Origin of the sequence: Dietzia natronolimnaea, assembly GCF_002289575.1 — a bacterium.
Classification (GTDB): domain Bacteria; phylum Actinomycetota; class Actinomycetes; order Mycobacteriales; family Mycobacteriaceae; genus Dietzia; species Dietzia natronolimnaea_A.
Genome location: NZ_NTGA01000001.1, coordinates 32,192 through 56,147 on the forward strand (window position 1 = coordinate 32,192; position 23,956 = coordinate 56,147).

Sequence of the window (23,956 nt, forward strand, 5' to 3'; positions counted from 1 at the left end):
ACACCGCCGCCGCACCGGCCCTGGAAGGCGGCTTACGGGCACACTGGTGTGGCAAGAGTGACGATCCGGTGAAGGGACGAGCGTGTACCGAGTGTTCCAGGCCCTCGACGAGCTGAACGCGATGATCGAGGACGCCCGCAGTCTGCCCATGACCGCGAACTGCGTGGTACCCCGGCACGAGTCCCTGCTGTTGCTCGATGACATACGGGACTCCTTCCCCGGCGAGCTCGACGACGCGCAGGACGTGCTGGACCAGCGCGACAGCGTGCTCGCCGAGGCCGATGCGACCGCCCGCGACACGGTCTCGGCCGCCGATGCCGAGGCCGAGCGCACCCTGCGCGAGGCCCGCGCGGACGCGGACTCGATGCTCGCCGACGCCAAGGCGCGGGCCGACCGCATGGTCGCCGAGGCCACGGCGCACGCCGACGGGCTCGTGGGCGACGCCCGCGCGGAGTCCGCCGACCTGCTCGACCGGTCCCGCCGCGAAGCCGAATCGACCACCTCCCGCGCCCGCGCCGAGTCCGACCGGCTGGTGGAACAGGCCAACATCATCTACGACCGCACCATCACCGAGGCCCGCCAAGAGCAGCAGCGGATGCTGTCGGAGTCCGAGGTCGTCCGGATCGCCGACGAGGAGGCCAGCAGGATCCGGGACGCCGCGCACGCGGAGAGCGATCGTCGGCGTGAGGAGTGCGACGCCTACATCGACGACAAGATGGCGCGGTTCGAGGAGTTCCTCGGCTCGACCCTCCGCACCGTGTCCCGCGGGCGCGAAGAACTCCACGGGGTCGCCCCGGTCGGCCGTCGTGAGGCCCCCGGCCGCCGCGGGGGGCGCGAGGGCGATCAGTACGGCGACGGGTACGGGGGTTACTGATCGACGGCGGGTAGTCTGCTGGGCGTGTCCACCACCTCTCGCCCCCGACATCAAGGCCGCCCGGCCGCCGATTCCCTCGTCCTCGACACCCGCAGCATCACCCGGACCCCGGGCGCGATGACGCAGGTCCGGCGCGCTGCGGTGCTGCCGTCGTCGATCGGGGTCGAGCTGATCCGCATCCCCGAGGGGGACGAGGTCGACCTGGACCTGGACCTGACCTTCGTCGAGGAGGGCGTCCTGGTGACCGGCTCCGTCGCCGGATGCGCTGAGGTGGAGTGCGCACGGTGTCTCGGCGAGTTCACCACCGAGGTCTCCGTGGATCTGACGGAGATGTACGCCGCCGAGGGCACGGCCGCGGCCGCCGGGGTGGAGCAGGACGAGGTGCGTCTGCTCGACGGCGATCTGCTGGACCTGGAACCGGCTCTGGTCGACGCCTTCGGCCTGGAGTTCCCGATGTCGCCCACGTGCACGGACTACGGCCACAGTGGCTGCGTCAACCCCGACACCCCCGCGCCGGACGGGGTCTCCGGCGACACCGAGGGACGCATCGATCCGCGATGGGCCGGTCTGGCCGAGAAGTTCGCCGACCCCGGGACCGACGAGGGTGCCCGGTGACGGACCCCTCCCCGGAACTCGGCGCGGTCCTGGGTGTCCAGCTCCCCGCGGAGCTGTCCGCACAGGCGCTGACCCACCGGTCGTACGCCTACGAGCACGGGGGACTCCCGCACAACGAGCGGCTCGAGTTCCTCGGCGACGCGGTGCTGGAACTCGTCGTGACCGAACACCTCTACACCGCGTACCCGGATCGGCCGGAGGGTGATCTCGCGAAGATCCGCGCCAGCCTGGTCAACACCTACGTCCTGGCCGACATCGCCCGCGAGCTGGGCCCGGAGGGGCTGGGGGCGCTCCTGCGGCTCGGTAGGGGAGAGGAGCTGACCGGCGGTCGGGACAAGCACTCGATCCTGGCCGACACGCTGGAGGCCGTCTTCGGCGCCGTGTACCTGACCCACGGGCTGGAGGTGGCGCGGGGGATCGTCGAAGGGATCATCGGCGATCGCCTCCGGGTGGTCCCCACCCTGGGGGCGGCGCTCGACTGGAAGACCAGCCTGCAGGAGAAGTGCGCGGCCCTCGGCCGGCCCAAGGCCCGGTACGAGATCACCTCCACCGGACCGGACCACGACAAGACCTTCTCCGCGGTGGCGCTGGTCGGCGACGACCCGTTGGGCGAGGGCGTCGGCCGGACCAAGAAGGAGGCCGAGCAGAAGGCCGCCGAGCAGGCATGGGCGGCTCTGGACCGGGCCACGGGCTGACATGCCGGAGCTACCCGAGGTCGAGGTGGTGCGTCGCGGCCTCGAGACCCACGTGGTGGGCCGTCGGATCCTCGACGTCGACGTGACCGGCGCCCGCACGGCCCGCCGGCAGCCCGGCGGCCCGGCGGAGATCGTCGCCCGGCTGCGAGATCAGGTGGTGACCGGTGCCGGCCGGCGCGGCAAGTACCTGTGGCTGACGCTGGACGGTGACCACACCGCCGGGGCCGACTGCCTGCTGGTCCACCTCGGGATGAGCGGTCAGATGCTGGTCACGGCCACTGACGCGCCACGGGTACGGCATCTGCACGCCCGCGCCCGACTCGACGACGGCAGGGAACTGCGGTTCGTGGACCAGCGGACGTTCGGCGGATGGACCGTCGTTCCCCTGGCCGAGGCCGCCGACGGCACCGGGGTGCTCCTGCCCGCGCCGGCCGCCCACGTGGCCGCCGACCCCTTCGAGCCGGGTTTCGGCGAGCTGGCCACCGCGCGGGCGATCCGGCGCCGGGACACCGAGATCAAACGGCTCCTGTTGGACCAGACCGTGGTCTCGGGCATCGGCAATATCTACGCGGACGAGGCACTCTGGCGTGCCGGTGTCCACGGCCGTCGGCGCGCCGGATCGTTGACGCTGAGCACCGTCCGCGGGCTCCTGGGCCACGCCCGCGAAGTGATGTCCGATGCGTTGGACGCCGGGGGCACGTCGTTCGACGCGCTGTACGTCAACGTCAACGGCGCGTCCGGGTACTTCGACAGGTCCCTCGACGTCTACGGGCAGGCGGGGAGGCCGTGCGCGCGATGCGGGACGCCGGTGGTCCGGGAGGAGTTCATGAACCGTGGTTCGCACTTCTGCCCGGGCTGCCAGAGGCCGCCCCGGCGGGCTGTGGCGCGGCGGCCCCGCTCCGTACGATGACCGACATGACGATGACCGGTAAGGACGACACTTCTCAGTCCCCGCCGCCCGCCACCGATCTCCGGGTGGAGCGGATCGGGACCCGGCGGTACGTGGGACACTCTTCGCGGGGCGCGAGGGTCGAGATCGGATCGGCGGACGTCGAGGGGGTGTTCACCCCGGGGGAACTGCTCAAGATCGCGCTCGGCGCGTGCACGGCGATGGCCTCGGATTTCACGATCTCGCGCCGCCTGGGTGATGACTATGCCGCGACCGTCCGCGTCTCCGGCGACGCCGACCGCGAGGACGAGCGGTACCCGCGACTGGAGGAGACCTACGAACTCGACCTGTCCGGGCTCGACCCGGCGATGGCGGACCGGGTGCTCGGCATGATCCGTCGGTCGGTCGACGCCACCTGCACGGTCGGCCGGACCCTCACCGCGGGCACGGAGATCGGGCTGCGGTTCGACACCGGTGGTGACGCGCCGTGACCCCACCGGCGCCCGACCCGGTCCGGCTGGTGGCCTGGGTCCACGGCCACGTGCAGGGCGTGGGTTTCCGGTGGTGGACGCGGTCCAGAGCACTCGAACTCGGGCTCGTGGGCTACGCGGCCAACAAACCGGACGGACGGGTCCACGTCGTGGCGGAGGGGCCCCGCCGGGCGTGCCTCCAGCTCGTCGAGCTGCTGCGGGGCGGGGACGGACCGGGCACGGTGGAGCTCGTGGTGGACTCCTGGGACCGGGCCCGGGGGGACCTGACCGGATTCCGCGAGCGCTGAACGCACCCTCGGCCGGGGGCCCGGAACGGGTCAGGGGCATGCTGGGGGTGGACCGATCGCGATGTGTGAGACAGATCGGAGGACCGGACCATGACCTCATTCAGGACCTCAGGCACCGGAGACGGTGGCGTGACCGCCGTCGCCTGGCACGCACTGGAGGTGCCGGACGTACTCGACCGGGTGGGCGCCGGCACCACGGGACTGACCTCTGAGGAGGCGACGCACCGTCTGGAGCGCCACGGCCCAAACCGCTTGGAGGCGACCGACGCGACCGCCGCCTGGCGGGTGCTGCTCCGGCAGTTCCGAAGCCCCCTGGTCCTGTTCCTGATGGTCTGCGCCGCCATCACCCTGGTGCAGGGTCACCTGGTGGACACCGCCGCGATCACAGCGGCGGTCGTGCTCAACGCGGCGATCGGGTTCTGGCAGGAGCGCAAGGCGGAGACAGAGGTCCGGGCCCTGCAATCCCTCGCCTCACCCACCGCCCGCGTGCGCCGGGACGGTCACGTCCAGACCATCGACTCGGCCGCTCTGGTGCCCGGAGACCTCGTGCACCTCGACAGCGGCGATCGCGTCCCGGCCGATCTTCGGCTGATCGAGGCGGTGTCCCTGCGTGTCGACGAGTCGATGCTCACAGGCGAGTCCCTGGCCACGGACAAGGACACGGATCCGGTCGCCCCCGAGGCGCCGACCGGTGACCGGACCGGCATGGCGTTCAGCGGCTCGCTCGTCTCGTCGGGCCGTGCGACTGGTGTCGTGGTCGGCACCGGCGCGGGCACCGAACTCGGGGCCATCAACGAGCTGGTCCAGGACACCGCGGCGGCGGCACCGCTCACCGCCCTGATCCACTCCATGGAGCGGTGGATCGGCCTGATCGTGGGGATCTCCGCGCTGGGCGTCTTCGCCGCCGGGCTCGCGCTCGGGCACGACGTCTCGCTGATGTTCCGGACCGCGGTGGCTCTCGTGGTCTCCGCGATCCCCGAGGCGCTACCCGTGGTGCTCACCGTGGCGATGAGCGTGGGTGTGGCCCGGATGGCGCGGCGCAACGCGATCGTGCGGCATCTGCCGTCGGTGGAGACACTCGGGTCCACGACGGTGATCGGGTCGGACAAGACCGGGACCCTGACACAGAACCTGCTCACCGTGGAACGGCTGTGGACCACGGAGGGGGAGATCGCTGTCGACGCCGCGACCGGGGTCGGCGCCGACACCGGGCGCATCAGCGCCGTCGCGGAGTCCGCCCTACGCGCGGGCGCGCTGACCAACGAGGCCGTCCCGACGCGGGACGACCCCCTTCGCTTCACGGGCGACGCGGTGGACGCGGCGATGGCCGCGGTGGCGGTGCGACTGGGCGCCGTCACGCCGAACGAACGGGCCACCGCACCGGTGGCGCACATGCCGTACGAGCCCGAGCTCGGGTTCTCGCAGACGATCCGGAGGGAGGGCGGTCGGCCGGTGCTGTACGTCAAGGGCGCGCCCGACGCGGTCTCCGCGATGTGCTCGAGCATGCTCACCGCAGGGGGTACCACGACCCTCGATCGGGCCGCCGTCCTCGCCGCCAACGAGGCCCTGGGCTCGAAGGGGCTGCGGGTGCTCGCCACGGCCCGCCGGGAGCTCGAGGACGGGGATCCGCGGCTGGCCGGTGACACCCTCGAGGGAGCTCCAGAGGACCTGATCTTCCTCGGCCTGGAGGGGATGACCGATCCACCACGCCCAGGCGTGCAGGAGGCGATCGCCGGATGCCGGTCGGCGGGGATCCGGGTGGTGATGATCACCGGTGATCATCCGGCGACGGCCGCCGCGATCGCCGGGCGGCTCGGGCTGGACACCGGCACGCCCCCACTGACCGGTGCCGAGATCGCGGGCCTTGACGACGCGATGCTCCGGGCCCGGCTGGCGGATGCGACGGTCGCAGCCCGGGTGTCGCCACAGGACAAGATGCGGATCGTCGAGCAGCTCATGGCGATGGGCAACGTGGTCGCGGTGACCGGGGACGGTGTCAACGATGCGCCCGCACTCCGCGTCGCCTCCATCGGGGTCGCGATGGGCGACTCGGGCACGGACGTCGCCCGCGAGGCCTCCGACATCGTGCTCACGGACGACGACTTCAGCACTATCGTCCACGCCGTGGAGGAGGGGCGGGTCACCTTCGCGACCATCCGCAAGGCCACCTTCTTCCTCCTGTCGACGGCGATCGCGGCGCTGCTCGCGGTCGCGGTGAACGTCTTCACCGATTCCCCCCTGATCCTCCTGCCGGTCCAGATGCTGTGGGCGAACCTGGTGACGTCCGGGATACAGGTGATCGCCCTCGCGTTCGAGCCCGGCGAGGGCGACGAGCTGGAGGTGCCTCCCCGCAATCTCGGTGAGGGTGTCCTCGACGCCCCCATGTGGTGGCGGACCGCGCTGAGCGGGGTGTGGATAGCCGTCGTGACGCTGGTGGTCTACGAGCGCGCGATCTGGGACGGGATCGAGACCGACCACGCCCGCTCACTCGCGCTGACGGTGCTGGTGGCGGCGAGCTTCTTCCAGGTGATGAACGCCCGGGCGTTGCGTCGCTCGGTGTTCACCCTCAACCCCTTGGCGAACCCGCTGCTACTGGCCGCCACGGCGGTCGCCGCCTGCCTGCAGGTGATGGTGGTGAGTTGGCCGGTCCTGGCCGGCCCGATGGGCCTGAGCGCGCTGAGCCCCGGTGAGTGGGTGCTGTGTGTGGCCGTCGGCGCCACGGTCATCGCGGTGTCCGAGATCCACAAGCTGGCGGTGGCACCGGCGGCCCGCCGGCGCGCGGCCGCGATCGCCGCCGCAGGGGTCGCGGCTCCGGGGCGGTAGCCGGCCGTGCCATAGGATCGACATCCGTGTACCTCAAGTCGCTGACGCTCAAGGGCTTCAAGTCCTTCGCGGCGCCCACGACCCTGAGGTTCGAGCCCGGCATCTGTTGCGTCGTCGGCCCCAACGGCTCCGGCAAGTCCAACGTCGTGGACGCCCTGACCTGGGTGATGGGGGAGCACAGCGCCAAGTCGCTGCGCGGCGGCAAGATGCAGGACGTGATCTTCGCCGGGACCGCCGGCAAGTCGCCGCTCGGTCGCGCGGAGGTCACTCTCACCCTCGACAACTCCGACGGCACCCTGCCGATCGACTACGCCGAGGTGTCGTTGACCCGCCGGATGTTCCGCGACGGCGCGGCCGAGTACGAGATCAACGGGGACCGTGCCCGGCTGATGGACGTCCAGGAGCTGCTCTCGGACTCGGGCATCGGGCGAGAGATGCACGTGATCGTGGGCCAGGGCAAGCTCGCCGAGATCCTCGAGTCCAAACCCGAGGAGCGCAGGGCCTTCATCGAGGAGGCCGCCGGGATCCTCAAGCACCGCCGCCGCAAGGAGAAGGCCCAGCGCAAGCTCGCCGGGATGCAGGGCAATCTCGATCGGCTGACCGACCTCACGGGCGAACTGCGCCGTCAACTCAAGCCGCTCGGGCGTCAGGCGGAGGTGGCGCGGCGGGCCCAGTCCGTCCAGGCCGACCTCCGCGACGCGACGTTCCGGTTGGCCGCGGACGACCTGGTGACCCGGCGCGCCGAACTGGCGGACGCGGAGAGCGTGCGGGCGCGGCTCTCCGGGCAGGTGGCCGCGGCCGTCGATCGGCGGGACGACCTCGCCGCGTCGGTCGGCCGGACCCAGACCAGGCTCGACCGGCTCTCCCCGGAGGCCGACGCGGCCCAGCAACGGTGGTTCGCCCTGTCCACGCTGGCCGAACGGGCCCGCGCCACCGCCCGCATCGCGGCCGATCGCGCGCGGTCTCTCGCAGCGGAGTCGGCAGTCCACCACGGCACCGATCCCGACGAGTTGGATCGACAGGCCGACCGCGCCGAGGCGCACGAGCAGGAGTTGGCGGCCGAGGTCGCCCGCGCCGCGGACCGGGCAGGCCGGGCGACGGAAGCCCTGAAGTCGGCCGAGGCCACCCTGGCCGGGTTAGAGGCCGAACACCTCAAGGCCGTGCGCGCCATCGCCGACCGCCGCGAGGGAGCGGCGCGGCTCGCGGGCAAGGTGGAGACGCTCGCCGCCCGGGTCGAGTCGACCGAGGCGGAGATCGCGCGTCTCGACGCGGAATCGGAGAACGCGCGCTCGGCCGTGGCGGACGCCGAGGCCGAGTTCGACGCCGTCCACGCCCGTGTCGACGTCCACGCCGAGGGCGAACGCACCCTCGACGAACACCTGGGGCGAGCCGAACGCGCGCACCTCGCGGCCCGGGCGCGCCTGGCCGAGTTGCAGGCGAGTGAGCGGGAGGCGGACCAGCGGATCGCCAGACTGGCCGCCAGGATCGAGACGCTCGAGCAGAACAAGGGGGCCGGTGACGGTGCTGACTGGGTCCTGCGCCACCTGGGCCCGGAGAAGTCCGCGGGCACCGTCGGGGAGCTGCTCGGCGTGGAACCGGGATGGGAGCGCGCGGTGGGCGTGGCACTCGGGCCGGCAGTCGACGCCGTCGTCGTCGACCGCGGCGTCGACCGCCGCTCGGTCCTGGTCGCGCTGCGTGAGGCCGACGCGGGTCGAGCCGGTCTGGTGGGCGGGGGGACCGCAGGCGACGACTACCGCCTGGAGGCGGATCTGGTCCCCGGTGCGCGGTGGGCTCTCGACGTGGTCGAGGTCCCCGCGGACCTCGTGGCCGCGGTCACGGCACTGCTGGTGGACGTGGTGGTGGTCGACGACCTGGCCGGTGCCCACGCTCAGGTGGAGGCCGATCGACGCGTTCGCGCGGTGACCAGGGACGGCGAGATCGCGGGTGCGGGATGGACCGTCGGGGGGTCGGCCGCCGGCCGGACGGGACTCGAGCTCCAGTCCGCCATCGACGCGGCCGTCGCGCAGAGGGACGCCGTGCGGGCCGAGATCGAGACCACCCGCGCGGAACTCGCCGGCGCCGAGGCGGAGGACCTCGAACGGGCGGACCGGTTCTCCGAGTCCCTCGCCGCGATCAGCGAGTCCGACGCGGCGATCGAGGAGATCTACGCCGAGCTCGCGAGGATCGGCACGCGACGTCGGCGCGCCGAGGCGGAGGTGCGGCGCCTCGAACAGGCCCGGAGGATGGCCGTCGACAAGCTCGATGCGTCCCGCGCCGAACACGCCGAACTCACCGACCGCCTCGCCCGCGCCGGGGACGACGACGGGGTCGAGCTCCCCGCGGACGACGGGCGGGTCGCCGCCCAGGCGGAGGTCGCCGCCGCCCGGGCGGCCGAGCTCGAGGCCCGCTTGGCGCACCGGTCGGCGGAGGAGCGCGCGTCCGGGGTCCGAGGGAAGTCCGCCTCGCTGCGCAGAGCCGCCCAATCCGAGCGGGAATCCAGGGCCCGCGCGGCGCGGGCCGCCGCGGCACGTCGGCGCGGCGCCGAGGTCGCCGGAGTGGTGGACGAGCTGAGCGGGCGGCTGCTGGCCCGGCTCGACGAGCTGATCGCCTCGGCCGGCGCAGAACGTGACCGGCTGGCGTCCGCGCGGACGGAGGCCTCCGACCGGGCGGCCGCGCTCCGGACCGAACTCGCGGCAGCGGAATCCGAGGTCACCAGACTCGGCGACGCCGCGCACCGCGACGAGATCGTCCGGGCCCAGCTCGAGGTCAAGGTGTCCGAACTGGAGTCCGCGGTGCTGGAGCGTCATGGCATCGAGCCCGAGGCACTGGTCGCGGAGTACGGGCCGGAGGTGCCGCTTCCACCGTCCGCGCTGGAGATCGAGGAGTACGAGGCGGCCCGCGAGCGCGGTGAGGACGTCACCCCGCCCCCGCCGATGCCCTACCACCGTGCCGAGCAGGAGCGTCGGCTGAAGCAGGCCCAGAAGGATCTCGCGACTCTGGGCAAGGTCAATCCGCTGGCGCTCGAGGAGTTCGCCGCTCTCGAGGAGCGGTACGCGTTCCTGTCCACCCAGCTCGACGACGTCAAGAAGGCCCGGGCCGACCTCGAAGGGGTGATCGACGACGTCGACGAGAGGATCGAGCAGATCTTCACCGAGGCGTGGGTGGACGTCGAACGCGAGTTCCGCGACGTGTTCTCCGTGCTGTTCCCCGGCGGTGAGGGCCGGTTGGTCCTCACGGACCCCACGGACATGCTGGCCACGGGCATCGAGGTGGAGGCCCGGCCGCCGGGGAAGAAGGTCAAGCGGCTGTCCCTGCTGTCGGGTGGGGAGAAGTCGTTGACGGCCGTGGCGATGCTGGTGGCGATCTTCAAGGCCCGCCCCAGCCCGTTCTACGTGATGGACGAGGTCGAGGCCGCGCTCGACGACACCAACCTGCGCCGCCTCATCGGATTGTTCGAGCAGCTGCGGGAGACCAGCCAGCTCATCGTGATCACCCACCAGAAGCCCACGATGGACGTGGCCGATGTGCTCTACGGGGTGTCCATGCAGGGTGACGGCATCTCCAAGGTGATCTCCCAGCGCATGCGCTGACGTTCGGCGGGCCTCGCGGTGCCGGGCGTCAGGAGCGCCGGAACACCGCGCGGAGACGCTCCCGGTTGACCATCGCGATCGCCCGGAGCGGGATGCCCGCCGGGCACACCGTCGAGCACTCGCCGTAGAGGGAGCAGGACCCGAACTCCTGATCCGCGGCACGGACCATCTCGCGTGCCCGGGAGCCGCGTTCGCGGCTCGCCACCGGCATGAGGGCCAGATGCCCCAGCTTGGCACCCACGAAGAGGTTGGCCGATCCGTTGGGGCAGGCGGCCACACACGCGCCGCAGCCGATGCAGGCCGCCAGATCCAGTGCGCTCTCCGCCTCCTGGTGGCCCTGGGCCGTGACGTCGGCGTCGGGGGCCGCCCCCGCGGGCAGCGATACGTGGGCCCCGGCCTCGGCGATCTGGTCGAGCGCGGAGCGGTCCACGACGAGGTCCCGGATCACGGGGAACACCGCCGAGCGCATCGGCTCGATGCGCAGGGTGTCGCCCTCGGAGTAGGAGTCCAGGCGCTGGTGGCACGAGGGGGTGTTCTCGGTGGGGCCGTGCGGACGGCCGTCGACGCTCACCCCGCACGCACCGCAGATGCCCTCCCGGCAGTCGGAGTCGAACGCCACCGGCTCCTGCCCGTCGTCGATCAATCGGCTGTTGAGCACGTCGAGAAGCTCGAGCAGGCTCATCTCCGGTTCGGCATCCGGGACGAGGTACTCCTCGTACGCGCCGGCCTCCTCGGGACCGGCCTGCCTCCACACGCGCAGGGTCAGCCTCACGATGCGGTCCTCCTGGTCGGCCCGGGTGTGGATCTCATCGGTAGTCCCTCGTGGTGAGCTCGACCGCGGCGAAGTCGAGCGGTTCGGCGTGGCGGGTGAACGTGCGCGGGCCGCCCCGGTCGTCGCCCTCGGATCCCCAGGCGGAGACGAACCGCCACTGGTCGTCCCGGCGCAGTGCCTCACCGCCCGGGGTCCGGTGCTCGTCGCGGAAGTGGGCACCGCACGACTCGTCGCGGTCCAGGGCGTCGACGCACATCAGCTCGGCCAGCTCCAGGTAGTCGGCCGTCCGGCCGGCCAGTTCGAGAACTTGGTTGAGGTGCCCCCCGGTTCCCGTCACCCGGAGGTCCGACCAGAACCGGGTCCGCAGGTCGCGGATCCGGTCGATCGCGGTGGAAAGACCCTCGGCGGTGCGGGTGACCCCGCATCCGGCGTAGAGGATCTCGCCCAGTTCGCGGTGGAAGTGCCCGGGTCCGGTCGAGCCGCCCACCGCGAGCAGCGCCTCGACGCGGCCCCGGGCTCGGGCCACAGCGGTGGTGACCACCTCGTCGTCGTCGTCCGGTGGGTGGTCACCCAGGCGGGTGGCCAGGTGCGCCGGCACCGAGTACGGGAGGGTGAACCACCCGTCGACACTGGCGCTGAGCAGGGAGTTGGCGCCGAGCCGGTTCGCGCCGTGGTACGCCCAGCCACATTCGCCGCCCACGAACAGCCCGGGGATCGAGGTCTGCAGGTCGTAGTCGCTCCAGAGCCCTCCCATGGTGAAGTGGCAGGTGGGCGCGATGCGCATCGGGACGCAGTACGGGTCCTCGCCGGTGGCGTGGGAGTACATGTCGAAGAGGTTGCCGTAGCGTTCGGCGATCCGTCGCCGCCCGCCGCCCACGAGAGCGTCCCGGAAGTCCAGGTACACCGAGTTGTGCCGGGGGCCCACCCCACGCCCGTCGCGGATCTCCGCCGTGATCGCCCGTGAGGCCACGTCGCGGGGGACCAGGTTGCCGTAGGCGGGGTAGCGGCGTTCGAGGAAGTAGTCGCGATCGGAGTCCGGGATGTCGCCGGGCGGCCGGTCGTCGCCCGCGCGCAGCGGCACCCAGATCCGGCCGTCGTTGCGCAGCGACTCGCTCATGAGGATGGTCTTGGACTGCCACGCCGAGTCCTTGGGCAGGGCGGTGGGGTGGAACTGCACGAACGACGGCGAGGCGAACAGCGCCCCTCGCTGGTGAGCCCGCCACACGGCCGAGGCGTTGGAGTTCACCGCGAGCGTGGAGTCGTGGAAGACGTTCCCGTAGCCACCCGTCGCCAGCACCACGGCGTGAGCGGTCTCGGCGCGGATGCGTCCGGTGACGAGATCGCGGACCACGACCCCGTGACATCCGGCGTCGTCGACGATCAGATCCAGCATCTCGTGGCGGGTGTGCAACCGCACCGAACCCGCCCGGATCTGTCGCTGGAGGGCCTGGGTGCCGGCGATCTGGAGTTGCTGCCCGGTCTGTCCGCGGGAGTAGTAGGTCCGGGAGACCTGCACCCCGCCGAACGATCGCGTGGACAACACGCCCCCGTACTCCCGGGCGAACGGGGTGCCGATCGCCGAGAAGTGGTCGATGACGCGCGCCGACTCCTCGCCCAGCCTGAACGCCTCGGCCTCGCTTCCCCGGAAGTCACCACCCTTGACCGTGTCGACGACGAAGCGGTGCAGTGAGTCGCCGTCGACCCGCCGCGCGCGGGCCGCGTTGATCCCGCCCTGGGCCGCCACGGAGTGCGCGCGCCGCGGAGCGTCGTGGTAGGTCAGCGCGGTGACCCGATACCCCAGCTCGCCGAGCGCGGCCGCCGCTCCCGCGCCCGCCAGTCCCGTGCCCACCACGACCACGTGGAAGCGACTCCGGTTACCGGGGGAGACCAGGGGATAGGACTCCCGGCGGCGCGTCCAGGCCGTGGCGGGCTCGCCACCGGGGGCGCCCGAGGTCAGGGTGTCGCCGGCCCGCGCGCCGGGGGCGGTGACGGGCGGCGGCGTGAATGCGCTCGACTCGCCCGGGGTGCGTGGGCGGGTCACGACAGCCATCCGGCCTGGACGGCGATCGGGATCATGGCGTTGCCCACGAGGACGGCGACGGCGGCGACCCCACCGATGACCGTCACCGCCGCGCGACTCCGGACCCCCGTTACGCCGAGATCCCCCGCCGCTGTCCGCACGCCGTGCGCCACGTGCACTGCGAGCAGAGCCATGGTGATCCCGTAGAACGCCGCCACCCAGGGCCTGGCGAAGCTGGCCACGAGATTCGCGTACGCCGAACCGGGGACGAACGAGTCACTGGCCGCAGGAGGCGTGCCGGTGGTCATGTCCAGGACATGGAAGACCACGAACAGCAGCAGCACGACACCGGTCAGCATCATGGACCGGGCGCCGAAGGAGGTGGCGGTCAGGCCGGCCCGACGACGACGGTGGCCCGCCGCCGCCCGCGAGCGTCGCAGGAGCAGCACGGAGCACCCGATGTGCGCCACCAGGCTCAGCACCAGCACCACCCGCAGCGCCCACAACACGCCCTCGTGGGGGACCAGCGGGTAGAGCAGGGTCCGCAACCACTCGGCGTAGCCGTCGAAATCGGCCGCGCCGCCGAAGACCTTGAGGTTGCCGATCATGTGTACGACGACAAACGAGGTGAAGATCAGACCCGTCACGGCCATGACCGTCTTGGCCGCCCAGGTGGCGACCACGGGGGCGCGCCGGAGGTGTGGTCTCCGGGCCCCGGCCGGCTCGTGCGGAGCAGCGACCTCGGTCACGCGCGGACACCTCCTTACGGGAACGCGCGCCAGTCTAGGTCCGCCCTCGCCACCCGGGGTCGGGATGCCGACGGGGGGCGTCGTTCATACTGGGCACCATGAACACCACCTGGATCGTCATCGCCGTCGTCGCTGTCCTGGTGCTCGCCCTCCTGGCACTGGTCGTGGGTCTGCAGTTGCGCAAGAGGCGACAGATCTCCCTGAGCAGACCGGAGGAGCACAGGGAACTGACCCGCGAGGACCGCTCGGGCAACTACCAGGCGGGGACCGGCTTCTCGTTCACCGAGGCGGGTGGGACCGCCACCGCGGCACCCCCGAGGGAGCCCCTGCCGCGTCAGACGCCGCCTCCGGTCCACACCACCCCGCCCGTCCACACGACTCCGCCCGTCGGCGCGACCCCGCCCGTTGAGACGCCCCCGCCGATCGACACCCCCCGGCCGGTCGACGTCCCCGGGCCCGCCGAGACCCCGGTCGCTCCCGAGCCGGACACCCTGTCCGGTCCGAGCGAGGACACCGTCGTCGTCGAACCGGCGCCCGTCGAACCGGTCGTCGTCCCGCCGGAGGTCCCGGACGAGGAGGTCCCGGTTCCGACGACCGAGCTGATCACCGGTGCCCCCTCCCCGGTGGCCCCGGTCGAGCGGATCGACCCGTCCGAGGGGCGTCTCGACCGCCTCCGTGGTCGGCTGGCGCGCTCCCAGGGCGCCGTGGGGCAGGGCCTGCTCGGGCTCCTGGGCGCCGGTGATCTCGACGAGGACGCCTGGGAGGAGATCGAGGACACCCTGATCATGGCGGACCTGGGCACCGCGGTCACCCAGCGCGTCATCGACCGCCTGCGCGGGGACATCGCGACCCGGCAGGTCCGCACGGAGGCCGAGGTCCGCGACCTGCTGCGGCAGGCCCTGGTGGACAACCTGCATCCCGAGTACGACCGTTCACTGCGTGCACTGCCGAACGACGGCACACCCGCCGTGATCCTGGTGGTCGGGGTCAACGGCACCGGCAAGACCACCACCACCGGCAAGCTCGCCCGCGTCCTGGTCGCCGACGGGCGCGACATCCTGCTCGGCGCCGCCGACACCTTCCGCGCCGCGGCCGCCGACCAGCTCCAGACGTGGGCCGAACGAGTGGGAGCGGAGGTCGTCCGCGGCAAGGAGGGCGCGGATCCCGCGTCCGTGGCGTTCGACGCCGTCGCCCGGGGAGTCGATACCGGGGTGGACGCGGTCCTGGTGGACACCGCCGGCCGCCTCCACACCAAGACCGGTCTCATGGACGAGCTCGGGAAGGTCAAGCGGGTCGTGGAGAAGAAGACCCCCGTCGACGAGGTGCTCCTGGTGATCGACGCGACGACCGGGCAGAACGGTCTCATGCAGGCGCGCGTGTTCAAGGACGTCGTCGACATCACCGGCGTGGTGCTGACCAAACTCGACGGCACCGCCAAGGGCGGCATCGTCTTCCAGGTCCAACACGAACTCGGCGTTCCCGTCAAGCTCGTCGGGCTGGGCGAGGGGGCCGACGACCTCGCGCCGTTCGCGCCCGAGGCGTTCGTCGACGCCCTGCTCGGAACCTAGGACGCACGGGTACACAGGACACACGATCGGAACCACAGGGCCGGCCACGTTACAGACCGGAAACACGACCGCGCATCGGCTGAAACAGCGGAAAGGAATTCTTCTGAACCGAGAGTGAGTGACAAACGCTCACCATGGAGACGAGGAGGACCTCACCGTGAGAGGTGACAGTGTCTTGTTGCTCGCCCAGGAGGCGACGACGGAGATCGATGCGGGAGACACGGCCTGGATGCTCATGGCGGCATCCCTGGTCCTGCTCATGACGCCCGCACTGGCGATGTTCTACGGCGGGATGTCCCGCCAGAAGTCAGTGCTCAACATGATGATGATGTCGTTCAGCGCGATGGGGGTCGTCGGGATCGTCTACGTGCTGTGGGGCTGGTCGATGTCCTACGGCGAGCAGGACGTGCTCGGTCTGTTCGCGAACCCCTTCGAGATGTTCGGTCTCGCCGGGGTGATCGGCGACGCCGAGAACTGGGTGACGTCCGCATCGGGGGCCTACCCGCAGGTCGTCGACGTGGGCTTCCAGGTCACCTTCGCGATCATCACCGTCGCCCTCATCTCGGGAGCCATCGCCGAGCGCGTGAAGTTCGGTACCTGGCTGACCTTCGCCGCCGTGTGGGTCACGCTGGCCTACTTCCCCATGGCCCACATGGTCTGGGGCGGCGGGCTCCTCTCGCATTCGGAGAACAGCCTCGCCTCGATGATCTTCGGCACCGTCGACGACGGTGAGGGCGGTCTCACCGCGGCAGTGGCCCCGGTCGACTTCGCCGGTGGCACGGTCGTCCACATCAACGCCGGTATGGCGGCGCTGGTCCTCGTCCTGTTGATCGGCAAGCGCTACGACTTCGGCCGCACCGCGTTCCGGCCCCACAGCCTCCCGCTCGTCATGCTCGGCGCCGGTCTGCTGTGGTTCGGCTGGTTCGGCTTCAACGCCGGTTCGGCGTTCGGCGCCAACGGTGCCGCCGGCCTGGCCTGGATCAACACCACCGTCGCCACGGCCGCCGCGATGCTCGGCTGGCTCCTCACCGAGCGGATCAGGGACGGTCATCCGACCAGCCTCGGTGCGGCCTCGGGCGTCGTCGCCGGTCTGGTCGCCATCACCCCGGCCGCGGGGTCGGTCCACCCCCTCGGCGCGATCGCCCTCGGTGCCGTGTCCGGCGCCCTGTGTGCCCTCGCCGTGGGACTCAAGCACCGCTTCGGCTACGACGACTCGCTCGACGTCGTCGGCGTCCACCTCGTGGCGGGTCTCTGGGGCACCATCGCGATCGGCCTCCTGGCCACCGGCACCTTCGACACCGATGCCGGCGTGTTCTACTCGGCAGACGGGTGGAAGCTGCTCGTGGTCCAGATCGTGATCGCCGTGGCGGCGCTCGTCTTCACCGCCATCATGACCGCGATCGCCTACGTGATCTGCCGCCCGCTGGGATGGCGCATCAGCGAGACGGACGAGCAGTCCGGTATCGACGGCGCCGAGCACGCGGAGTCCGCGTACGAGGCCTCCACCAACGCGCTCATCCGTTGAGCCGACATCTGCGAAAGGAACCCCTGACATGAAGCTCGTCACCGCGATCGTCAAGCCGTTCACGCTCGACGACGTCAAGGCAGCACTCGAACAGGCGGGAATCCACGGTCTCACCATCAGTGAGGTCCAGGGTTACGGCCGCCAGAAGGGTCACACCGAGGTCTATCGCGGTGCGGAGTACGCCGTGGACTTCGTACCCAAGATCCGGGTCGAGGTGGTCGTCGACGACGAGACCGCCGACACCGTCGTCCAACTGGTCGTGGATGCTGCGCGAACCGGGAAGATCGGCGACGGAAAAGTCTGGGTGACCCACGTCGAGAGCATCGTCCGGGTCCGCACGGGCGAGGCGGGCGACGCCGCGATCTGATCGACGACACCACGAGGCGCGGTCGACCCCGGACCCGGGGTCGACCGCGTTTCTCAGTGATTCCCCCTGGCTCACCGGGGATCTCGGTGAGCGTGCACCGGCGTTCACCGAAGTGAAACACCGTGGCCGCCGCGAGGTGACACGGGGCCGACAGTCTGGAGACACACTCATGAGGAAAAGAGGGACGACGTGAGCCTGACGGGGGACGGTGAGCGGGCCATGGCGCTGCGGGACGGACGCGAGCAGATCCTCTCTGCCACGACGGCCGACCTCCCCGCGGCGCACCTGCGGGACGCACTGTGCGAGTTGTACGAGATGGAACTCGGACGGCTCGCGGAGGAGGCGGGGATCGGCCCGGGGTCCGGGTTCGCCCTCGTGGCCTTCGGCGGGCTCGGCCGGCGTGAGGTGCTCCCGTACTCCGACCTCGACCTGGTGCTGGTGCACGAGAGACGACCCGACCGCGACGTCGGTGAGATCGCCGACGCCATGTGGTACCCCCTGTGGGACTCGGGCGTGGGCCTGGATCACAGTGTCCGGACCGTGGACCAGTGTCTCGCGGTGGCGGCTGCGGACGTCTCGGTGGGATTGAGTCTGCTGGACGCCCGGGTGATCGCCGGGGACGCGGACCTGGGCGCGCTCGTGGTCGACGGCGCCCGGCGCCAGTGGCGTGACCAGATCGCCTCCCGGTTCGACGATCTCGTGGCCGCCGCCGTGGCCCGGCGTCAGCGGTCCGGAGTGATCGCGCACCGGAGTGAACCCGATCTCAAGAACGGCGTGGGAGGCCTGCGGGATTCGCAGTTGGTCACCGCGCTCGCCGTCGCACACCTCAGTGACGGGCGCCCGGTCGTCCCCGGAGGGCTGACGGCCGCGCACCGGCTCGTGCTCGACGCGCGGACGGAGCTCCACCGGGTGAGCGGGCGGCCCCGGGAGGTACTGCACGCCGAGTACGGGGACGAGGTGGGGCTGGCGCTCGGGCTGGGCGATCGCTTCGACCTCGCCCGTGCGCTCAGTGACGCCTCCCGGACCATCGCGTTCACCGCGGATCAGGCCATCCGGGGCTCGTGCGCGTCGCTGTCCTCCCGCGGTCTGACCGGGCTGCTGCGCAGATCGCCGGTCCGCAGACCACTCGACGACGGCGTGGTGGAGCACGCCGGTGAGGTGGCACTCGCGAGGAACGCCCGTGTCACCGAGGACCCGTGGCTCCCACTACGGGTGGCGGCGGCGGCGGCCCGGTTCGGGCTCCCCGTGGCCGGCTCGACTCTCGGGGTGCTGGTGGAGCGTTCCCCGGTCCCCGAGGGGCGGTGGCCCGCCGAGGCGCTGTCGGACCTGCTCGTCCTGCTGGGGTCCGGTGAGGGACAGGTGCCGGTCATCGAGGCGCTGGACCGCAGTGGCCTGTGGGAGCGGATGCTCCCGGAGTGGTCGGGCGTACGGGACCTTCCGGCACGGGACCGGGCCCACGTCTACACGGTCGACCGACACCTGGTGCAGACCGCGGTGGAGGCGTCCCGGTTGACCACCTCGGTGGCGCGTGCGGATCTTCTCCTGTTGTCGGCGCTCCTTCACGACCTGGGAAAGAGCCGCGAGGGCGACCACAGTGAGACGGGCGCCGAGATGGTCGGGCCGATCGTGCGCCGCATGGGACTCGACCCTGCCGATGTCGACACCCTGGTCAGGATCGTCCGGCATCACCTGCTGCTGGCGGTAACCGCGACCAGGCGTGATCCCTCGGATCCGGCGACGGCCGACTCGGTGCTGACCACGCTCGAGCAGGACGCGACCGCCTTCGACGTTCTCGCCACCCTCACCGAGGCCGACTCGCTGGCCACCGGGCCCACGGTGTGGACCCCTGGCCGGGCCCGGGCACATTCGATGCTGGTCGACGCGTGCCGGGACCGCCTGGGATCGCAGCCCGGCGCCGTGGAGGCCCCGACCGTCGACGCCACCCGCCCGCACGGCCCCCCCGATGTGGTGGTCGAGATGCGACCCGCGGGGACGGGGACCAATCACGAGCTCACCCTCGTCGTGCCCGGCTCGGGGAAGTCTCTCGCGGTGACGGCGGAGGTGCTCGCCGCACACCGTCTGGAGATCGTCGACGGGGAGATAGACCTGCGACCGCCCGGGGGGGTGCGCGCCAAGATGACGGTGTCCACCCGTTTCGGGGATCCCGTGGACCCGAAAGTGCTGCGCCAGGACCTGCGCCGGGCGGTCGACTCCGGGGTGGCGGCGTCCCTGCGGGCCGCGCTGGCACGCAACGCCTCGCGGATGATCGGCCCGCCCCAGGCCAGGTCGTCGGTCCTGGTGAACCGGCGGACGGACGCCGAGGGCATTCTGCTCGAGGTCAGAGCGGAGGACAGGCCGGGGCTGTTCGCGAAGGTCATCGCGGCGATCCTGGCCAAGGGGGCGAGGATCGACTGGGTCGTGGTGCGCACACGCGGTGCCGCGGTCGAGGACGTCTTCGCGCTGTCCGGCCCCGGAGCCGTACTCAGTACGGCGACGGAGGTGGAGTCCCTGCTTCCCCGGCGTGATCCCGCGACGCCCGGCGTCGGGCGTGCCGATACCCTGTGATCAGTCGTCGTCGACGACGCCGGGGGCACCACGCCCCCGGCCCGCGACCCAGGGAGCTGTAGCCGTGTTCGATTCCTTGTCCGATCGCCTGGCAGGTGCGCTCAAGGACCTGCGCGGGAAGGGGCGGCTAAGCGACGCAGACATCGATGCGACCGCGCGCGAGATCCGCCTCGCGCTGCTCGAGGCGGACGTCGCGCTGCCCGTGGTGCGCACGTTCATCTCCCGCGTCAAGGAACGGGCCAAGGGCTCGGAGGTGTCCGAGGCCCTCAACCCGGCGCAGCAGGTCGTCAAGATCGTCGACGCGGAACTGACCGCGATCCTCGGCGGTGAGGCCCGCCGGATCGAGTTCGCCAAGCAGCCCCCCACGGTGATCATGCTCGCCGGCCTGCAGGGTGCGGGAAAGACCACGCTCGCGGGCAAACTCGCGCACTGGCTCAAGGGCCAGGGGCACACGCCGCTCCTCGTGGCCTGTGACCTCCAGCGACCGGGTGCGGTCGATCAGCTCCGCATCGTCGGTGAGCGCGCCGGCGTGCAGGTCTTCGCCCCCCACCCCGGGACGTCGGTCGGGGGCGACGGAGAGGACGTCGGGGTCCAGGAGCCGGTGACGGTGGCCCAGCGGGGTCTCGCGCATGCCCGCGCCAAGATGCACGACGTCGTGATCGTCGACACCGCCGGCCGGTTGGGTATCGACGAGGAGCTCATGGCCCAGGCCAGGGGCATCCGGGACGCGGTCCAGCCGGACGAGACCTTCTTCGTGCTCGACGCGATGATCGGCCAGGACGCCGTCATCACGGCGGAGGCCTTCCGCGAGGGTGTCGGCTTCACCGGCGTCGTCCTGACCAAGCTCGACGGTGACGCCCGTGGTGGCGCCGCGCTGAGCGTCCGCGAACTCACCGGCATGCCGATCATGTTCGCCTCGAACGGGGAGAAGCTCGAAGACTTCGACGTCTTCCACCCCGACCGCATGTCGAGCCGGATCCTCGGCATGGGCGATGTGCTCTCGCTCATCGAGCAGGCCGAGACGGTCTTCGACGCCAAGGACGCGGAGAAGACCGCGGCCAAGATCGGATCGGGGGAACTCACCCTCGAGGACTTCCTCGACCAGATGCTGATGATCCGCAAGATGGGCCCCATCGGCAATCTCCTTGGGATGCTGCCCGGCGGCAAGGACATGAAGGCGGCCGTCGGGGACATCGACGAGAAGTACCTGGACCGCATCCAGGCGATCATCCGAGGGATGACACCGGCCGAGCGGGCCGACCCCAAGATCATCAACGGATCCCGCCGCCAGCGCATCGCCAAGGGCTCCGGGGTCACGGTCACCGATGTCAACCAGTTGGTGGACCGGTTCTTCGAGGCCCGCAAGATGATGAGCCGCATGGCCGGCCAGATGGGTATGCCCGGAGCCGGGCGGAAGAACCAGCGCAAGGGCAAGAAGGGCAAGGGCAAGGGCAGGGGACCGACGCAGCCCAAGAACCGGGGAATGATGCCCGGTGGGATGCCGGGGATGCCCCCCGGGATGCCGGGGATGCCCCCCGGGGGGATGCCGGACCTCTCGCAGATGCCGCCCGGACTGGACAAGCTGCCGCCGGGACTCGAGGGGATCGACCTGAACGACCTCAAGTTCCCCAAGCGCTGAGGTCCCGGGCGCGGGCCGCGTCCGGCGAGCGCCGACCCGGCAGCCGGGTGAACGCCGATTGGTACCGGCGGCGCCGGGGCGTTTAGACTGGTGCGCTGGACGCCGTCACCGGTGGGTCCTGCCGTGTTCTCAGCGGCCGGTGCCCGCGCCGAGCGGCGGTCACCCGGAAGGCGAAACCGGGCCCCGCAACACGTGCGGGTGTCGCTGAATCGCCACGTGACCCGCAAGAGAAAGCGAGACGCCACATGGCCGTCAAGATCAAGCTCACCCGCCTCGGCAAGATCCGTAACCCGCAGTACCGGGTGGTCGTGGCCGACGCCCGCACCCGTCGCGACGGGCGCGCGATCGAGACGATCGGGCTCTACCGTCCCAAGGAGGAGCCGAGCTTCATCCAGATCGACTCCGAGCGTGCGCAGTACTGGCTGGGTGTCGGCGCGCAGCCGACCGAGGCCGTCGAGTCGCTGCTCAAGATCACCGGCGACTGGCAGAAGTTCAAGGGCATCGAGGGCGCCGAGGGCACCCTCCGCGTGGCCGAGCCCAAGCCCAGCAAGCTGGACCTGTTCAATAAGGCGCTCGAGGAGGCCCAGGGCGAGCCGTCCGCCGAGGCCATCACCACCAAGCGCAAGGCCGAGAAGGCCAAGCAGGCCGAGGAGGCCAAGAAGGCCGAGGATGACGCGAAGAAGGCCGCCTCCGAGGCCTCTGAGACCGAGTCCGCCGAGGCCGGGTCGGCCGACGCAGAGAACGCCGAGGCCTGAGTCCGATGGATGACATGGTCGTCGACGCCGTCGACCATCTCGTCCGCGGTATCGTGTCGGATCCCGATGCGGTCTCGGTCAGGGCGAGCGGCGGTCGGCGCGGCACAGTGATCCGCGTGACCGTGTCGCCCGACGACCTCGGTCGCGTGATCGGCCGCGGCGGCCGTACCGCGTCCGCGATCCGGACGATCGTCTCCGCCGTCGGCGGGCCGGACGTCCGGGTCGACGTGGTCGACACCGACCGCTAGTCCCACTCGGATCCCACCCGCACCGGAAGGACGTCATGGAACTCGTCGTGGGCCGCGTCGTGAAGTCCCACGGGGTCCGCGGAGAGCTGGTGGTGGAGGTGCGGACCGACTCCCCCCGTGAACGTTTCGCGGTGGGCGAGCGACTGGTGGGCCGCACCGGCAAGGGGCGGACCGCCACCGACCGCGACGTCACCGTGGAAGCCGCCCGGGATCATTCCGGGCGGCTTCTCGTGCGTCTGGCCGGAGTCTCGGACCGGGACTCCGCCGACGCGTTGCGTGGAATGCTCCTGCTCGTCGACTCCGAAGCCCTGCCGGACACCGGGGATCCGGACGAATTCCACGACCACCAGTTGGTCGGCCTGACGGTTCTGGACACCGGCGGGGCGGAGCTCGGGGAGGTCACCGAGGTCGTGCACACACCGGGTGGGGAACTCCTCGCCGTGCGCCTGACGGATGGGTCCGACGCCCTGGTGCCCTTCGTCGCCCGGATCGTCCCCCGGGTGGACGTCGTCGCCGGTACCTGCGTGATCGACCCGCCGGAGGGGCTACTCGACCTGGGGACCGCGTGACCGGACCCGACGATCCGGTCGTCGCCCCACGGATGCGGCTCGACGTCGTCACGGCGTTCCCGGACTATCTCTCGCCCCTGCGTCTGGCACTGCCCGGGCGGGCGATCGACCGCGGAATTCTTGACCTCCAGGTCCACGACCTCCGCGACTGGGCTCACGACGTCCACCGCTCGGTGGATGACACCCCGTTCGGTGGCGGCCCCGGCATGGTCATGCGGCCGACGGTCTGGGGCGACGCCCTCGACGAGTTGGTACCGCCGTCCGCGGACTCCTCCGCGGAACGGCCCCTGCTCATCGTGCCCACCCCCGCGGGACGACCGTTCACCCAGGCCGATGCCCACAGGTACGCAACCCGCGGTCACCTGCTCTTCGCCTGCGGTCGGTACGAGGGAATCGATCAGCGGGTGATCGACGAGGCCTCGACACGGATGGACGTGGAGGAGGTGAGCATCGGCGACTACGTCCTGATCGGGGGAGAGGTGGCCGTCCTGGTGATGGCGGAGGCCGTCGTCAGACTCCTCCCCGGAGTGCTGGGCAACCAGCGTAGTCACGAGGAGGACTCCTTCTCCGACGGCCTCCTCGAGGGGCCGAGCTACACCCGGCCCGAAGTGTGGCGGGACCGGCCCGTCCCCGCGGTGCTGAAGAGCGGCGACCACGCGAGGATCGCGCGGTGGCGGCGCGACGAGTCTCTCCGGCGCACCGCGCGACGTCGACCCGAGCTGCTCGACCGGGCTGATCTCGGTCCCGCGGACCTGGAGACCCTGAGGTCCGTCGACCGGCCTGAGCGCACCGACTGATTTGGGCTCGGCCGAGGGGTAGTGGCACACTAGCGAGGTTGATCATCCGGGCGCACCCGTGCGTTCGCGGACGGTCGCGCTGATCGGGGCACGAACCGGTCGACCCGCCTGACGGCGG

20 protein-coding genes are annotated in these 23,956 nt (G+C 71.4%); 17 read left to right on the top strand and 3 right to left on the bottom strand.

The genetic code is table 11. The features are described 5' to 3' along the window. Window positions 1-82 precede the first annotated feature (82 nt). The 8 genes from CEY15_RS00165 (at window position 83) to smc (ending at window position 10,264) form a co-directional block, all read left to right on the top strand. Complete coding sequence (locus CEY15_RS00165) at window positions 83-874, top strand: DivIVA domain-containing protein (RefSeq protein ID WP_176474970.1); 792 nt, start codon at window positions 83-85, stop codon at window positions 872-874. 24 nt (window positions 875-898) lie between these two features. After that, the gene (locus CEY15_RS00170) at window positions 899-1,489 is read left to right on the top strand and encodes a YceD family protein (protein ID WP_095716784.1); all 591 of its coding nucleotides are present in this window, start codon (window positions 899-901) and stop codon (window positions 1,487-1,489) included. Continuing rightward, complete coding sequence (rnc, locus tag CEY15_RS00175; protein ID WP_017836998.1) at window positions 1,486-2,184, top strand: ribonuclease III; 699 nt, start codon at window positions 1,486-1,488, stop codon at window positions 2,182-2,184. The genes CEY15_RS00170 and rnc overlap by 4 nt, the downstream gene beginning before the upstream one ends. A gap of 1 nt (window position 2,185) precedes the next feature. Next, a complete protein-coding gene (mutM, locus tag CEY15_RS00180) occupies window positions 2,186-3,094 on the top strand; it encodes a bifunctional DNA-formamidopyrimidine glycosylase/DNA-(apurinic or apyrimidinic site) lyase (RefSeq protein ID WP_095716785.1) in 909 nt (302 codons plus the stop codon). Window positions 3,095-3,099: 5 nt separating this feature from the next. Beyond that, window positions 3,100-3,564, top strand: a complete 465-nt coding sequence (locus CEY15_RS00185) for an OsmC family protein (RefSeq protein ID WP_017836996.1) — start codon at window positions 3,100-3,102, stop codon at window positions 3,562-3,564. Beyond that, window positions 3,561-3,851 carry an acylphosphatase gene (locus tag CEY15_RS00190; RefSeq protein ID WP_095716786.1) on the top strand — a complete coding sequence of 97 codons (291 nt, stop codon included), beginning with the start codon at window positions 3,561-3,563 and terminating at the stop codon, window positions 3,849-3,851. Before CEY15_RS00185 ends, CEY15_RS00190 begins: the two co-directional genes overlap by 4 nt. Window positions 3,852-3,941: 90 nt before the next feature. Then, window positions 3,942-6,674, top strand: a complete 2,733-nt coding sequence (locus tag CEY15_RS00195; RefSeq protein ID WP_095716787.1) for a cation-translocating P-type ATPase — start codon at window positions 3,942-3,944, stop codon at window positions 6,672-6,674. A gap of 26 nt (window positions 6,675-6,700) precedes the next feature. Continuing rightward, window positions 6,701-10,264 (top strand): chromosome segregation protein SMC, encoded by a 3,564-nt coding sequence (gene smc / locus CEY15_RS00200; protein WP_095716788.1) that lies wholly within the window; start codon window positions 6,701-6,703, stop codon window positions 10,262-10,264. Window positions 10,265-10,292: 28 nt separating this feature from the next. On the opposite strand, the gene CEY15_RS00205 is transcribed toward smc, so the two are convergent. The 3 genes from CEY15_RS00205 to CEY15_RS00215 are packed head-to-tail and all read right to left on the bottom strand — an operon-like array spanning window position 10,293 to window position 13,805. Then, window positions 10,293-11,036, bottom strand: coding sequence for a succinate dehydrogenase/fumarate reductase iron-sulfur subunit (locus CEY15_RS00205; protein ID WP_095716789.1), 744 nt, complete (start codon window positions 11,034-11,036; stop codon window positions 10,293-10,295). A gap of 34 nt (window positions 11,037-11,070) precedes the next feature. Next, on the bottom strand, window positions 11,071-13,086 hold the full coding sequence (locus CEY15_RS00210; protein WP_428844174.1) for a fumarate reductase/succinate dehydrogenase flavoprotein subunit: 2,016 nt from the start codon (window positions 13,084-13,086) through the stop codon (window positions 11,071-11,073). Continuing rightward, window positions 13,074-13,805, bottom strand: coding sequence for a succinate dehydrogenase cytochrome b subunit (locus CEY15_RS00215; RefSeq protein ID WP_095716790.1), 732 nt, complete (start codon window positions 13,803-13,805; stop codon window positions 13,074-13,076). Before CEY15_RS00215 ends, CEY15_RS00210 begins: the two co-directional genes overlap by 13 nt. A gap of 98 nt (window positions 13,806-13,903) precedes the next feature. Here CEY15_RS00215 and ftsY point away from each other — a divergent pair, with 98 nt between their 5' ends. From ftsY to trmD, 9 genes are all read left to right on the top strand, one after another. Continuing rightward, window positions 13,904-15,373 carry a signal recognition particle-docking protein FtsY gene (gene ftsY / locus CEY15_RS00220; RefSeq protein WP_095716791.1) on the top strand — a complete coding sequence of 490 codons (1,470 nt, stop codon included), beginning with the start codon at window positions 13,904-13,906 and terminating at the stop codon, window positions 15,371-15,373. Window positions 15,374-15,602: 229 nt separating this feature from the next. Continuing rightward, complete coding sequence (locus CEY15_RS00225) at window positions 15,603-16,898, top strand: ammonium transporter (RefSeq protein ID WP_095716869.1); 1,296 nt, start codon at window positions 15,603-15,605, stop codon at window positions 16,896-16,898. 28 nt (window positions 16,899-16,926) lie between these two features. Beyond that, window positions 16,927-17,265, top strand: a complete 339-nt coding sequence (locus CEY15_RS00230) for a P-II family nitrogen regulator (RefSeq protein ID WP_095716792.1) — start codon at window positions 16,927-16,929, stop codon at window positions 17,263-17,265. Between the two features lie 189 nt (window positions 17,266-17,454). Beyond that, window positions 17,455-19,830, top strand: coding sequence for a [protein-PII] uridylyltransferase (locus CEY15_RS00235; RefSeq protein WP_095716793.1), 2,376 nt, complete (start codon window positions 17,455-17,457; stop codon window positions 19,828-19,830). A 64-nt stretch (window positions 19,831-19,894) separates the two neighbouring features. Continuing rightward, entirely contained in the window at window positions 19,895-21,469 is a 1,575-nt protein-coding gene (gene ffh / locus CEY15_RS00240) for a signal recognition particle protein (RefSeq protein WP_017836984.1), read from the top strand. A 245-nt stretch (window positions 21,470-21,714) separates the two neighbouring features. Then, window positions 21,715-22,224: a 30S ribosomal protein S16 gene (gene rpsP / locus CEY15_RS00245; protein ID WP_095716794.1), complete on the top strand. Its 510-nt coding sequence runs from the start codon at window positions 21,715-21,717 to the stop codon at window positions 22,222-22,224. Window positions 22,225-22,229: 5 nt separating this feature from the next. Beyond that, window positions 22,230-22,472: an RNA-binding protein gene (locus tag CEY15_RS00250; RefSeq protein WP_095716795.1), complete on the top strand. Its 243-nt coding sequence runs from the start codon at window positions 22,230-22,232 to the stop codon at window positions 22,470-22,472. Window positions 22,473-22,507: 35 nt separating this feature from the next. Further along, on the top strand, window positions 22,508-23,041 hold the full coding sequence (gene rimM / locus CEY15_RS00255) for a ribosome maturation factor RimM (protein WP_095716796.1): 534 nt from the start codon (window positions 22,508-22,510) through the stop codon (window positions 23,039-23,041). 32 nt (window positions 23,042-23,073) lie between these two features. Beyond that, on the top strand, window positions 23,074-23,838 hold the full coding sequence (gene trmD / locus CEY15_RS00260) for a tRNA (guanosine(37)-N1)-methyltransferase TrmD (RefSeq protein WP_095716870.1): 765 nt from the start codon (window positions 23,074-23,076) through the stop codon (window positions 23,836-23,838). Window positions 23,839-23,956 lie beyond the last annotated feature (118 nt).

Coding starts and splice junctions, on each gene's coding strand:
- ftsY (WP_095716791.1), top strand. CDS start 13,904: ATGAACACCACCTGGATCGTCATCGCCGTCGTCGCTGTCCTGGTGCTC.
- rpsP (WP_095716794.1), top strand. CDS start 21,715: ATGGCCGTCAAGATCAAGCTCACCCGCCTCGGCAAGATCCGTAACCCG.
- CEY15_RS00225 (WP_095716869.1), top strand. CDS start 15,603: ATGCTCATGGCGGCATCCCTGGTCCTGCTCATGACGCCCGCACTGGCG.
- CEY15_RS00230 (WP_095716792.1), top strand. CDS start 16,927: ATGAAGCTCGTCACCGCGATCGTCAAGCCGTTCACGCTCGACGACGTC.
- rimM (WP_095716796.1), top strand. CDS start 22,508: ATGGAACTCGTCGTGGGCCGCGTCGTGAAGTCCCACGGGGTCCGCGGA.
- trmD (WP_095716870.1), top strand. CDS start 23,074: ATGCGGCTCGACGTCGTCACGGCGTTCCCGGACTATCTCTCGCCCCTG.
- CEY15_RS00210 (WP_428844174.1), bottom strand. CDS start 13,086: ATGGCTGTCGTGACCCGCCCACGCACCCCGGGCGAGTCGAGCGCATTC.
- CEY15_RS00185 (WP_017836996.1), top strand. CDS start 3,100: ATGACGATGACCGGTAAGGACGACACTTCTCAGTCCCCGCCGCCCGCC.
- CEY15_RS00250 (WP_095716795.1), top strand. CDS start 22,230: ATGGATGACATGGTCGTCGACGCCGTCGACCATCTCGTCCGCGGTATC.
- CEY15_RS00195 (WP_095716787.1), top strand. CDS start 3,942: ATGACCTCATTCAGGACCTCAGGCACCGGAGACGGTGGCGTGACCGCC.
- mutM (WP_095716785.1), top strand. CDS start 2,186: ATGCCGGAGCTACCCGAGGTCGAGGTGGTGCGTCGCGGCCTCGAGACC.